11 protein-coding genes are annotated in these 12,418 nt (G+C 70.6%); 10 read left to right on the top strand and 1 reads right to left on the bottom strand.

Annotated elements, in window-relative coordinates; all coding sequences use genetic code 11:
• Window positions 1-10 precede the first annotated feature (10 nt).
• The 9 genes from QE452_RS01970 (at window position 11) to QE452_RS01930 (ending at window position 8,788) form a co-directional block, all read left to right on the top strand.
• Entirely contained in the window at window positions 11-703 is a 693-nt protein-coding gene (locus QE452_RS01970) for an HAD-IA family hydrolase (RefSeq protein WP_309658448.1), read from the top strand.
• A gap of 64 nt (window positions 704-767) precedes the next feature.
• Window positions 768-2,012, top strand: a complete 1,245-nt coding sequence (locus QE452_RS01965; protein ID WP_309658447.1) for an ATP-binding protein — start codon at window positions 768-770, stop codon at window positions 2,010-2,012.
• Window positions 2,013-2,056: 44 nt separating this feature from the next.
• Window positions 2,057-3,100, top strand: coding sequence for a substrate-binding domain-containing protein (locus QE452_RS01960; protein ID WP_309658446.1), 1,044 nt, complete (start codon window positions 2,057-2,059; stop codon window positions 3,098-3,100).
• Complete coding sequence (gene pstC, locus QE452_RS01955; protein ID WP_309658445.1) at window positions 3,097-4,470, top strand: phosphate ABC transporter permease subunit PstC; 1,374 nt, start codon at window positions 3,097-3,099, stop codon at window positions 4,468-4,470. Before QE452_RS01960 ends, pstC begins: the two co-directional genes overlap by 4 nt.
• Window positions 4,463-5,752: a phosphate ABC transporter permease PstA gene (gene pstA / locus QE452_RS01950; protein WP_309658444.1), complete on the top strand. Its 1,290-nt coding sequence runs from the start codon at window positions 4,463-4,465 to the stop codon at window positions 5,750-5,752. The genes pstC and pstA overlap by 8 nt, the downstream gene beginning before the upstream one ends.
• A gap of 26 nt (window positions 5,753-5,778) precedes the next feature.
• Entirely contained in the window at window positions 5,779-6,525 is a 747-nt protein-coding gene (gene pstB, locus QE452_RS01945) for a phosphate ABC transporter ATP-binding protein PstB (RefSeq protein WP_309658623.1), read from the top strand.
• 13 nt (window positions 6,526-6,538) lie between these two features.
• Entirely contained in the window at window positions 6,539-7,240 is a 702-nt protein-coding gene (phoU, locus tag QE452_RS01940) for a phosphate signaling complex protein PhoU (protein ID WP_125994026.1), read from the top strand.
• Entirely contained in the window at window positions 7,228-7,920 is a 693-nt protein-coding gene (gene phoB / locus QE452_RS01935) for a phosphate regulon transcriptional regulator PhoB (protein ID WP_125994025.1), read from the top strand. Before phoU ends, phoB begins: the two co-directional genes overlap by 13 nt.
• A gap of 202 nt (window positions 7,921-8,122) precedes the next feature.
• Window positions 8,123-8,788, top strand: a complete 666-nt coding sequence (locus tag QE452_RS01930) for a carbonic anhydrase (protein WP_309658443.1) — start codon at window positions 8,123-8,125, stop codon at window positions 8,786-8,788.
• Here QE452_RS01930 and QE452_RS01925 read toward each other — a convergent pair.
• Window positions 8,724-10,928 (bottom strand): ComEC/Rec2 family competence protein, encoded by a 2,205-nt coding sequence (locus QE452_RS01925; RefSeq protein ID WP_309658442.1) that lies wholly within the window; start codon window positions 10,926-10,928, stop codon window positions 8,724-8,726. The genes QE452_RS01930 and QE452_RS01925 overlap by 65 nt on opposite strands.
• Here QE452_RS01925 and gltX point away from each other — a divergent pair.
• Entirely contained in the window at window positions 10,897-12,405 is a 1,509-nt protein-coding gene (gene gltX / locus QE452_RS01920; RefSeq protein ID WP_309658622.1) for a glutamate--tRNA ligase, read from the top strand. The genes QE452_RS01925 and gltX overlap by 32 nt on opposite strands.
• Window positions 12,406-12,418 lie beyond the last annotated feature (13 nt).

Here is a 12,418-nt window from a genome sequence, read left to right as displayed (position 1 = left end):
CGGCGCGGTCATGGACAGTAATTCATCCAGCCGTTTTCCCTGGTCCATCGTCGGCTTCGACATGGACGGGACCCTGCTCGACACGTCGGGCGATCTCGCCGCCGCCGTCAACCATGCGCTGGACAGCGCGGGACGGCCGACGCTTCCCGTCGACCGGATCACGCCGATGATCGGCGGCGGCGCGCGGCACATGCTGGCGCAGGGCATGGCCGCGACCGGCGGCTGCACCGATGCCGAGCTGGACGTGCTGCACCGTCGCCTGCTCGACTATTATGAGGCGAACATGGTGGTGCACACCCGGCCCTATCCCGGCGCGCTGGCGGCGCTCGATGCGCTGGCGGCGAAGGGCGTGACGCTGGCGGTGGTGACCAACAAGCTGGAAGGATATGCGACCCGCATCCTCGGCGAACTGGGCCTGACCGATCGCTTCGCCTGCCTGATCGGCGGCGACAGCCTGGGGCCGGGCATGGGCAAGCCGTCGCCCGCGCCGATCCGCGCGATGATCGAGCGATGCGGAGGCGGCCCGGCGGCATTCGTCGGCGATTCGATCTACGACGTGAAGGCGGCGCAGGCGGCGGGCGTGCCGGTGGTGGCGTGCAGCTTCGGCTTCCTCGACCGGCCGGTCGCCGATCTCGGCGCCGATGCCGTAATCGACGGCTATGCGGAGTTGCTGCCGGTGCTGGAAGGGCTCGCGCACCGTTGAGCCGGCCCGCCCCCTCCCCCTAAAGAGCGCGCCTCTGTCACACGGTTCGGCTAATCCGGGGGCGATGCGACGCGAATCACCTTTCCGCCTGGGCTGGGCGATCGTTCTGGCGGGGGCCACGGCCATCGCGGTGGCGCTGGTCGATGGCCGTTGGGAGGGGCTGATCGTCACCCTGGTCGGCACGATCGGCGCGGTGCTGGTCGCGCGGATCGATGAGGACGGCGCCCCCGCCGTGGCCATCGCGCCGACCATCGAACCGGGGATCGGCGAGGTGCTGGACGCGGTGGCCGAGCCGGTGCTGCTGGTGCGCGGCGGCCGCATCATCCTGGCCAATGCCGCCGCCCGCACGCTGCTGGGCGATCATGTGGTCGGCGAGGACGCGCGAGTCGCACTGCGCCACCCCGCCGCCGCCGAGGCGCTGGCCGCGCCCGAGGGGCGGCAGGTCGAGCTGGTCGGCATCGGCGCGCGCGACCGACGCTGGGAGATGCGCGTCTCCCCCACCGCCAGCGGCGGGCGCGTGGTCGAGCTGATCGACCATAGCGAGGGCGCGGCGACCGAGCGGATGCGGGTCGATTTCGTCGCCAATGCCAGCCACGAACTGCGCACCCCGCTCGCCTCGATCCTGGGTTTTGCGGAGACGCTGGAGGAGGCCGGCGACGATCCCGAGCTCCGGTCCCGCTTCCTGCAGATCATGATGGCCGAAGCGCGGCGGATGCAGCGGCTGGTCGAGGACCTGTTGTCGCTGTCGCGGATCGAGGCGGACAAATACCGGCTGCCCGACCGGCCGATCGACATCGCGCAGTTGATGGACGAGATCTGCACGGAGCTGCGCCGCACCGGCACCGCGCGCGTCGGCGACGTCACCTGCCAGGCGCTGTCCGGCCTGCCGCCGGTGCTGGGCGACCGTGCGCAGCTGTCGCAGATGCTGCACAATCTGATCGGCAATGCGATGAAATATGGCCGCGCCGGCACGCCGGTCGACGTGCGGCTGGAGCCGGGCACCAGTGGCGGCGTCCGCCTGACCGTGACCGACCAGGGCGAGGGCATCGCGCCCGAGCATTTGCCGCGCCTCACCGAACGATTCTATCGCGTCGACACCGGGCGGAGCCGGTCGCTGGGCGGCACCGGCTTGGGCCTGGCGATCGTCAAGCATGTGGTGGAGCGGCATCGCGGCCAGCTCGACATCACCAGCCGGGTCGGCATCGGCACCACCTTCGCCGTCACCCTGCCCGCAACCGCGGCGCCCGCCCCGGGGTCGACTCCGGGTGCGGTGTCATCAAAGAGTAACGAAAACGTCACACAGGGTTAGAGGGAAGCGCGCTAGAGACTCGGGCGACTTCCCCTGGGGACCCGATGTTTCGCCTTCTTCCACTCGCGCCGTTGCTGGCGCTGGCCGCGTGCCATGACCAGGCCAATGGCGGCGGCGCGGGGGCACGCGACCAGATTCGCGTGGTGGGGTCGTCGACCGTCTATCCGTTCACGACGATGATCGCCGAGCAACTGGTCGCCACCGATCCCGACGCGCGCGCGCCGGTGATCGAGGCGACCGGCACCGGTGCTGGCATGAAGCTGTTCTGCGCCGGCATCGGCGCGGCCTATCCCGATATCGAGGATGCGTCGCGGCGGATGCACGCTGGCGAATATCGCGACTGTGCAGCGCACGGTGTCGGCAAGATCCTGGAGGTGCAGATCGGCATCGACGGCATCGCCTTCGCCGAGGCCAAGAACGGGCCGAAACTGGCGCTGACCCCGACCGACCTGTATCTGGCGCTGGCCGCCGCACCGGGCGGTCGCCCCAACACGGCACGCACCTGGGCGGACGTGAACCCGCGCCTACCCGCCGTGCCGATCCAGGTCTATGGCCCGCCTGCGACCAGCGGCACGCGCGATGCGCTCGCCGACCTGATCCTGGCCAAGGGCTGCGATGCGGTCGATCCCGTGGCGCGCCGGCTGGCGCCCCGCGATCCGGAGGCGCATCGTGCCCGCTGCTCCCGCATCCGCGAGGACGGCGCCTATATCGATGCGGGCGAGAACGACAATCTGATCGTCCAGAAGCTGCAATCCAACCCGAACGCGATCGGCATCTTCGGCTACAGTTACCTAGAGGAGAATCGCGATACGGTGAACGGCGTCCCGATCAACGGCGTCGCCCCCACCTATGACGCGATCGCCGATGGCCGCTATCCGGGCGCCCGCCCGCTCTACATCTATGTGAAGCGGGCGCATATCGACGCCATTCCCGGCCTGCGCGCGTTCCTCGACCTCTATGTCGCCAATTGGGGTCCGCAGGGACCGCTGGTCGCGCGCGGGCTGATCGCCGCGCCGCCGGCCGTGCGCGCGCGCTCCGCCGCGATCATCGCGCACCAGATCCCGCTCGATCCGGCGACGCTGTCGTGAAGCCGCTGGCGCTGCTCTTCGTCGTCGCGGGCCTGGCGCTGATCGGCTGGCTGACCGCACGGGCGCGCGCCGGCCGCTTCCTGCGCGCGGCCACGCGGTCCAGCTCGCTGCCCGGCCATCATGGCTGGTATGTCGCGCTGTGGACGCTGGTGCCGCCGCTGCTCTTCCTCGCCTTCTGGGCGACCGTCGCACCGGCGCTGGTCACCGACGCGGTGCTGGCGACTCCGGCCGCCGCCGCTCTGCCGCCGCAGGGCTTCGCCCGCGCGACCATCCTGTCCGAGGCCCGGGCGCTGGGCGCGGGTCGCGCCTATGGCGCGTTCCACCCGCTCGCCGCGACCCTCGCCCCCGCCTATGCCGCCGCGCAGACCCGGTTCGACTGGATCGCGACCGGGCTGGCGCTGGCGCTCGCCTTTGCCGGGGGGGCCTTCGCCTTCGTCCGCATCCGGCCAGGCTTCGCGGCGCGGACGCGGGTCGAGCGGATCGTGATGGCGGCGCTGCTCGCCGCCTCGCTGATCGCGATCCTGACGACGATCGGCATCGTCGCCTCGCTCCTCTACGAATCCGCCCGCTTCTTCGCGATCGTGCCGATCACCGATTTCCTGTTCGGCACCCATTGGAGCCCGCAGGTCGTCGACCCGCACGATCCGGGCGCGAGCCTGGGCGCGTTGCCGCTGTTCTGGGGCACCTTCTTCATCGGCGCGGTGATCGCGATGGCGGTCGCCATCCCCTTCGGCCTGATGAGCGCCATCTATCTCACCCAATATGCCCGGCCCGCGACGCGCCGCTGGATGAAGCCTATGCTGGAGATGCTCGCCGGCGTGCCGACGGTCGTCTACGGCTATTTCGCCGCGCTGACCGTCGCGCCGGCCGTGCGATCGCTGGGCGTGGCGCTCGGCATCCACTGGGCATCCTCCGAAAGCGCGCTGGCGGCCGGGCTGGTCATGGGGGTGATGATCATCCCCTTCGTCTCCTCCATGGCCGATGACAGCCTGGCCGCCGTGCCCGGCACGATGCGCGACGGCAGCCTGGCGATGGGCGCCACCGTGTCGGAAACGATCCGTAAGGTGCTGCTCCCCGCCGCGCTGCCCGGCGTGGTCGGCGGCATCCTGCTCGCGATCAGCCGCGCGATCGGCGAAACGATGATCGTCGTCATGGCCGCGTCGGGCGTCGCGACGCTGACCGCCAACCCCTTCGCCTCCGCCACCACCGTCACCCGGCAGATCGTCGACCTGCTGACCGGCGAGGCGGCGTTCGACAGCGCCAAGACGCTCGCCGCCTTCGCACTGGGGCTGACGCTGTTCGTTGTCACCCTGCTCCTCAACATCGTCGCGCTCAGCGTCGTGAAGACCTATCGGGAGGCCTATGAATAGGCCGCGCCTCGCCGAGCGGCCCGTTCCGTTTTCGGAAGAAACCCGCACGCCCACCGACTGGGCGACGCCGGCCATGCAGGCGCGCCTGCGCCGCCGCTATGCCGCCGAGCGCCGCTTCCGCCGGCTGGGACTGGCGGCGGTGGCGCTGTCGGCGGGGTTCCTGTTGTTCCTGCTCGCCACCATGCTGGCGCAAGGGTTGAGCGGCTTCACCGAGACGCGGCTGCGCGTACCGGTCGATCTCGCCGCCGCGCGCCTGACCGTCACCCCGGCGCAATTGTCCGAACGTCGCGCCGACCTGGCGCTGGCGGGCGCGGGATTGCAGGCGGTGGTCGAGAATGCCGCCAGCCGCCGCTACGGCGCCCCCGCCCTGCTGTCGGGCGGCGCCTGGCTGCGCGTGCGCGACGCGATCAAGGCCGATCCCGCCCTGCTCCACCGCACCGCGACCTTCGACCTGCCGGTGTCGAGCGCGCTCGACCTTGCCGCCAAGGGCAAGGGCACGCCCCAGGCGACCGCCCTGGTCGCCCGGCTGCGCGCGCAGGGGGTGCTCGGCCGCCATCTCAACCTCGCCTTCCTGACCGACGCCGATTCGACCGATCCGACCCGGATCGGCATCTGGGGCGCGTTCCTCGGCTCGCTGCTGACGTTGGTCGTGACCCTGGCGCTCGCCTTTCCGATCGGGGTGTTGTCCGCCCTCTATCTGGAGGAATATGCGCCCCGGAACCGCTGGACCGACCTGATCGAGGTGTCGATCAACAATCTGGCGGCGGTGCCCTCGATCATCTTCGGCCTGCTGGGGCTGGCGGTGTTCCTCGGCACCTTCGGCCTGCCGCGCTCCGCCCCGATCGTCGGCGGGCTGACGCTGGCGCTGATGACCATGCCGGTCATCGTCATCGCCGGGCGCAACGCGATCAAGGCGGTGCCGCCCTCGATCCGCGACGGCGCGCTGGCGATCGGCGCGTCGCCGGTGCAAGTCGTCTTCCACCATGTCCTGCCGCTGGCGCTGCCCGGCATCCTGACCGGCACGATCATCGGCATGGCGCGGGCGCTGGGCGAGACCGCGCCGCTGTTGATGATCGGCATGCGCGCCTTCATCGCCGCGCCGCCCTCGGGCCTGACCAGCCCGGCGACCGTGCTGCCGGTGCAGATCTTCCTCTGGTCCGACCAGGTCGATCGCGGCTTCGTCGAGAAGACGTCGGCGGCGATCATCGTGCTGCTGGCCTTCCTGCTCGCGATGAACGGGCTGGCCATCTACCTCCGCAACCGTTTCGAGACCCGCTGGTGACCCCTTCCCCCTCCTCCCCGCCCAAGATGACGGCGCGCGACGTGTGCGTGGCCTATGGCGACAAGACCGCGATCGACCATGTCTCGATCGATATCGAGCAGGACCGGGTGATCGCCTTCATCGGCCCGTCCGGCTGCGGCAAGTCGACCTTCCTGCGCACGCTCAACCGGATGAACGACACCATCCCGTCCGCCCGCGTCTCGGGCGACATCCGGCTGGACGGGCAGGACATCTACGCGCCCGAGATGGACGTGGTGCAGCTGCGCGCGCGGGTCGGCATGGTGTTCCAGAAGCCCAATCCCTTCCCCAAGTCGATCTATGAGAATGTCGCCTATGGCCCGCGCATCCACGGGCTGGCGCGCGGCAAGGCGGAGCTGGACGCGACGGTCGAACGCTCGCTGACCCGCGCCGGCCTGTGGAACGAGGTAAAGGACCGGCTGTCGGATTCGGGCACGGCGCTGTCGGGCGGGCAGCAGCAGCGGCTGTGCATCGCGCGCGCCATCGCCGTCGATCCGGAGGTGATCCTGATGGACGAGCCGTGCAGCGCGCTCGACCCGATCGCCACCGCCAAGATCGAGGAGCTGATCCACGAGCTGCGTGGCCGCTACGCCATCGCGATCGTCACGCACAACATGCAGCAGGCGGCGCGGGTCAGCCAGCGCACCGCCTTCTTCCACCTGGGGACATTGGTCGAATATGGCGCGACCTCGGACATCTTCACCAATCCGCGCCAGGAGCGGACCAAGGATTACATCACCGGCCGCTACGGCTGAGTGAGGAGCCGCGATGAACGAACATACCGTCAAGGCCTTCGACGCCGATATCGTCCAGCTGCGCGGGCTGATCAGCCAGATGGGCGGGCTGGCCGAGGAGGCGATCGCCGAATCGCTCAAGGCCCTGCAACGCAGCGACCTGGCCCGTGCCGAGGAGATCCGCGCCGCCGACAAGGCGATCGACGCGATCGCCGCCGAGGTCGAGCAGCTCGCCGTCCAGATCATCGCGCTGCGCGCACCGATGGCGGTCGACCTGCGCGAGGTCGTGGCGGCGCTGAAGATCGCCAGCGTGGTCGAGCGGATTGGCGACTATGCCAAGAACATCGCCAAGCGCGTGCCGCTGATCGATGGGGAGCACCGGATCGAGCCGGTGTCGATCCTGCCCGCCATGGGCCGGATGGCCGCCGACATGGTGCGCGGCGCGCTCGACGCCTTCGCCGCGCGCGACATCCAGGCGGCGGTCCGGGTGCGCGAGAGCGACGTGGCGCTCGATGATTTCTACGACAGCATCTTCCGGACGCTGGTCACCTTCATGGTCGAGAATCCGAAGACGATCACCCAGGTCGCGCACCTGCTGTTCGTCGCCAAGAACCTGGAGCGGATCGGCGACCATGCGACCAACGTCGCGGAGATGGTCTATTTCGCCGCGACCGGCACCCGCATGGCCGAGCGCGATCGTGGCAACAGAGAAGGAGAAGCGACATGGCGCGCGTGAAGATGCTGCTGGTCGAGGATGATGCGGCGCTGGCCGAGCTGCTCCGCTATCATTTCGGCCGCGAGGATTTCGAGGTGGCGCATACCCCCGACGGGGAAGAGGCGCTGCTGCTGGCGCGCGAACAGGCGCCCGACATCGTGCTGCTCGACTGGATGGTCGAGGGGCTGTCGGGGATCGAGGTGTGCCGCCGCCTGCGCCGCGCGCCCGAGACGCAGAACGTGCCGATCATCATGCTCACCGCGCGCGGCGAGGAGGAGGACCGGGTGCGCGGGCTGGAGACGGGCGCAGACGATTACGTCACCAAGCCCTTCTCACCGCGCGAACTGGTCGCGCGGGTCGGCGCGGTGCTGCGCCGCGTGCGGCCGGCGCTGGCGGGCGAGGCGCTGACCTATGCCGATATCGAGATGGACACGGTCGGCCACAAGGTCCGGCGCGGCGGCGAAACGGTGCCGCTCGGCCCCACCGAATTCCGGCTGCTCAAGCATTTCCTGGAGCATCCCGGCTGGGTCTTCTCGCGCGAGCGGCTGCTCGACGCGGTCTGGGGCCATGACAGCGATATCGAGAGCCGGACGGTCGACGTGCATATCCGCCGCCTGCGCAAGGCGATCAACATCGGCGACCGGCCGGACATCATCCGCACCGTCCGGTCTGCGGGCTATGCGCTCGACGCGGACGGCTGAGCAGGCGAATCGTCCTGCCCAACCCGCCGGAACCGGCGACCGGCCTGCCGTGTAAGGGCTTGAGAATGCCAGGGAGACGGCCGGTTCCGGTCGTCGGCCTTGCCGTGGCGGCACGTGATCGTCAGAAGCCGTCGGGAACCCGTCCGATCTGGCGTGGTTTCGATAGAGCCGCTTCGGCGGGCAATACGGGAGATAGATCAACATGACGGATTTCGCCGATCTGGTGGATGGATATCAGCGCTTTCGGACCGCCGACTGGCGGCGCCAGCGTGAGCGTTGGGCCAAGCTGAAGGACGGTCAGGAGCCGCGGGTGATGGTCATCGCCTGCTCCGACAGCCGCGTCGAACCCGCGCAGATCTTCGACACGCTGCCGGGCGAGATGTTCGTCGTCCGCAACGTCGCCAATCTGGTGCCGCCCTGCGAGACCGGCGGTGGCCATCACGGCGTGTCGGCCGCGCTGGAATTCGCGGTGACGCAGCTCAAGGTGTCGGAAGTCGTGGTGCTGGGCCATGGCCGCTGCGGCGGTTGCAAGGCGGCGCTGGCCGGCACGTTCGACGATGCCGAGCCGGGCAAGGGCGGCTTCATCTCCGACTGGGTGCACCTGCTCGACGATGCGCGCGACAAGGTCCGCTCGGAATTTCCCGATGCGGACTCCGAGGATGCACGCCGCGCGATGGAGCGCGAGTCGGTCCGCACCTCGCTCGCCAATTTACGCACCTTCCCCTTCGTGCAGGAGGCCGAGGCCGCCGGCCGGCTGAAGCTGCACGGCGCGGTCTTCGCGATCGGCGACGGCCAGCTGCACGTCATGGATGCGGACGGCGAGTTCCAGCCCGCCAAGCCGCGCGTCGAAGCGGAAGCATCGGCCTGATCCAGGGGTGACGGTCGCCGATCCGGCGGACCGTCACCACCCGCCCCGCTCCGGCCCCGATCGCCACGCCCCCGCTTGCGGACAGGGTGGAGGGATCGAGCCGGAGCCATGCCGGCCGACAGGCGCTTGGCAGCCACCGGTCGGCGACGACCACATCCACCCGCGCGCAAGCCGCGACCAGCGCCGCCTTCGGTGGATGATAGGCGCTCCGCACCATCAGCACGCGCAGCCGCGCCGCGCCCTGCCCCGCATCGGCCATGCACAGATCGGCGTTGCAGCGCGCGCCGCCTTCGTCGGACAGCAGGTCCGGTTCGGCGACGCCGGCATTGGTGGCGAGCAGGTCACGCATATAGTCCCCGGTCCGGTCGCGCAGCATCGCGACGCGGCCATCGGCCAGCCGGACGGCGGCATGACGTCCGTCGCCGCTGACGATCAGGTCTGGCGGCGGCGTCCACCACGCCCAGAGCGCGCCCGCCAGCAGCGGCGCGACTCCCCATCGTCGCCACCGCGTCCGCCACAAGGCCAGCCACAGCCCCCCAGCGATCATCAGCGCGAATGCGCCCGACGGCATTGACGGCCAGGCGGCGGTCGCGCCGGGCAGGCTGGCGACGAACCGCGCGCCGCCGAGCAGCAGCCCGATCGCCTGGCCGGTCAGCCACCAGGCCGGCCCGCCTAGCCCGATCGCATCCAGCAGCAGCGCCAGCAGTTCGAGCGGCATGATGAGGAAGGTGGTCAGCGGGATCGCGACGATATTGGCCAGCGCGCCGTACAGCCCCGCCTTGTGGAAGTGATAGACCGCGATCCCCATCAGCGCCGCCTCCACCGCGATGCCGGTGGCGAGCAGCAGGACCAGATGGCGACCCAGCCGTCGGACCCATGCTTCCTCGCGCGGCTCGGCGAAGCGGCGCAGCGCGGGATGATCGTGCAAGGCCACGATCGCGACGATCGCCGCGAAGGAGAGCTGGAAGCTCGGGCCGACCAGCGCCTCGGGCCAGAGCAGCAGCACCAGCATCGCGCCCCCCGCCACCAGCCGGAGCGTCATCGCCCGCCGGCCGAGCGCCAGCGCGGCGAGCACCAGCAGCGCCGCGACGCAGCTTCGGATCGTCGGCACCTCCGCCCCGGTCAGCCAGGTATAGAAGATCGCCGCCGCCGCGCCCGCGCCCCCCGCGACCAGGGGCAGGCGGACCCGCAGCGCCAGCCATGGCACCAGCGCCAGCAGCCGCAGGACCAGCAGCATCGTCGCGCCCACCACGGCGGTGATGTGGAGGCCGCTGACCGACAGCAGATGCGCCAATCCGGCGGTGCGCATCGCGTCCGAATCCTCCTGTCCGATCGCTCCCATGTCGCCGGTGACCAAGGCCGCCGCGATCCCGCCCTCGCTGCCCGGCATTTGCCGGACGATATGACCGGTCAGCGCGGCCCGGAGCGGCGGCGCGGTCCGGCCGGGCACCACTATCTCGACCGGCGCGAAGCCCCGCCCGGTCGCGCCGATCCCGGTGAACCAGGCGGCGCGCGCATAGTCATAGGCCCCCGGCACGGCGGCCTCGGGCGGTGGCAGCAGCCGCGCGCGCAGGCGAAGGCGCGCCGCCACCGCCAGCCCGGCCGGCACGTCCGCCTCCGCCAGATTGATCCGCAGCCGGGGCGGCAGCGGCCGCCGGCCGCCCGAGGCCGCCAGCCCCGGCCCCGTCGGACGCAGCGTCAGCCGCACCAGTCCGCGCGCCGGCAGCGGCTCGATCCGCTCGACCCCGGCATCGAAGCGCAGGATCACCGGCGCACGCAGCACCGGGGCCGCCACCCGCTCGGCCCGGCTCCAGGCCAGCGTCACCCCCGCCGTCACCATCATCCCGCCCAGCGCCACCGCCAGCCATCCGCGCCCGCCCCGCCACAGGGCCAGTGCGCCCAGCCCCACCGCCAGCCCGATCCAGGCGGCGGCGCGCCACGCGGCGGGGTCCGGCAGCACGAACCACAACGCCACGCCCAGCCCCAGCATCACCGGCAGCCAGAGCGGCAACTGGTCCCGCTCCGCCTCCAGCCGCCGTTCGATCCCCGCGCCAATTCGGCGGGCGGCATCGCGCAGATCCGCCGGGATTTGTCGCGGCGTGGGGGCCATGCTAGGGGCGGCGGCGGCTGACCTGGCCATCGATCATCCAGTCTGGGAGCATGTGCGCTTGGGCGCAACCACCGATCAGGGCGGCACGCCGTCCGCCACACCATCGACCGCCGCCGCCCCCGTCACGGGCAGCGCCGTCGTCACCCGTTTCGCACCGTCGCCGACCGGGTTCCTCCATCTCGGCGGCGCGCGCACCGCGCTGTTCAACTGGCTGTTCGCCCGCCATCACGGCGGCAAGTTCCTGTTGCGGATCGAGGATACCGACCGTGTCCGCTCCACCCAGCCGGCGATCGACGCGATCCTGGCGGGCATGCGCTGGCTCGGCCTGGACTGGGACGGCGACGCCGTGTTCCAGTTCGCGCGGGCAAATCGCCATGCGGAGGTCGCCCAGGCGATGATCGCCAATGGTTCCGCCTATAAATGCTATATGACGGCGGACGAGATCACGGCGATGCGCGCGGAAGCGGAGGCGGCGAAGAAGCCCCTGCGCATCCGCAGCCCGTGGCGCGACCGGACCGACGGCCCCGCCGACCAGCCCTTCGTCGTCCGCCTGCGCGCGCCGCAAACCGGCGCGGTGACGATCGACGACCAGGTGCAGGGCAGCGTCACCGTGCAGAATGCCGAGCTGGACGATCTGGTCCTGCTCCGCTCCGACGGCACGCCGACCTATATGCTGGCGGTGGTGGTCGACGACCATGACATGGGCGTGACCCATGTCATCCGCGGCGACGACCATCTCAACAACGCGTTCCGTCAGTTGCCCATCTATCGCGCGATGGGCTGGCCCGAGCCGATCTATGCGCACATCCCGCTGATCCATGGCTCGGACGGAGCGAAGCTGTCGAAGCGGCACGGCGCGGTCGGGATCGAGGCCTATCGCGACGAACTGGGCATCCTGCCCGAAGCGCTGGACAATTACCTTCTCCGCCTGGGCTGGGGCCATGGCGATGCCGAGATCATCGCGCGCGAGGATGCGGTGCGCTGGTTCGACCTGGCGGCGGTGGGCAAGAGTCCGTCGCGCTTCGACCTGAAGAAGCTGGAGCATCTGAACGGCCACTATATCCGTGAGGCCGAGGATGCGCGGCTGGCGGCCCTGGTCGCGGAACGACTGGGGGGAGCCGACGTTGCCCTGCTGACCGCCGCGATGCCGGCGCTCAAGCCACGGGCGGCGAACCTCAACGAATTGGCGGAAGGGGCGAAATTTCTGTTCACGTCGCGCCCGCTGCCGATCGATGCCGCCGCCGAGCCGTTGCTCGCCGGCGACGCCCCCCGCATCCTGGCGGCCGTGCATGGCGCGCTTGACGCGCTCGACGGCTGGGATACGGACGCACTGGAAGCCGTGGTGCGGCAGGTGGCCGAGGCCGAGGGCGTCAAGCTCGGCCAGGTCGCGCAACCCCTGCGCGCCGCGTTGACCGGGCGAAAGACTTCGCCCGGCATCTTCGACGTGCTCGCCCTTTTAGGGCGCCAGGAAAGCCTGGGTCGGATCGCCGACCGCATGGCGGATTGAGATTTCAGAGAGG

It is taken from the genome of Sphingomonas sp. SORGH_AS_0438, assembly GCF_031453475.1.
Taxonomy (GTDB): domain Bacteria; phylum Pseudomonadota; class Alphaproteobacteria; order Sphingomonadales; family Sphingomonadaceae; genus Sphingomonas.
The sequence above is the reverse complement of the archived record's forward strand: the minus strand, read 5'-3'. Positions and strand labels throughout refer to the sequence as shown.

Excerpts from the sequence above, each read along its gene's own strand:
- QE452_RS01970 (WP_309658448.1), top strand. The coding sequence starts at position 11 with ATGGACAGTAATTCATCCAGCCGTTTTCCCTGGTCCATCGTCGGCTTC.
- QE452_RS01965 (WP_309658447.1), top strand. The coding sequence starts at position 768 with ATGCGACGCGAATCACCTTTCCGCCTGGGCTGGGCGATCGTTCTGGCG.
- QE452_RS01960 (WP_309658446.1), top strand. The coding sequence starts at position 2,057 with ATGTTTCGCCTTCTTCCACTCGCGCCGTTGCTGGCGCTGGCCGCGTGC.
- pstA (WP_309658444.1), top strand. The coding sequence starts at position 4,463 with ATGAATAGGCCGCGCCTCGCCGAGCGGCCCGTTCCGTTTTCGGAAGAA.
- pstB (WP_309658623.1), top strand. The coding sequence starts at position 5,779 with ATGACGGCGCGCGACGTGTGCGTGGCCTATGGCGACAAGACCGCGATC.
- phoU (WP_125994026.1), top strand. The coding sequence starts at position 6,539 with ATGAACGAACATACCGTCAAGGCCTTCGACGCCGATATCGTCCAGCTG.
- phoB (WP_125994025.1), top strand. The coding sequence starts at position 7,228 with ATGGCGCGCGTGAAGATGCTGCTGGTCGAGGATGATGCGGCGCTGGCC.
- QE452_RS01930 (WP_309658443.1), top strand. The coding sequence starts at position 8,123 with ATGACGGATTTCGCCGATCTGGTGGATGGATATCAGCGCTTTCGGACC.
- gltX (WP_309658622.1), top strand. The coding sequence starts at position 10,897 with ATGCTAGGGGCGGCGGCGGCTGACCTGGCCATCGATCATCCAGTCTGG.
- QE452_RS01925 (WP_309658442.1), bottom strand. The coding sequence starts at position 10,928 with ATGGCCAGGTCAGCCGCCGCCGCCCCTAGCATGGCCCCCACGCCGCGA.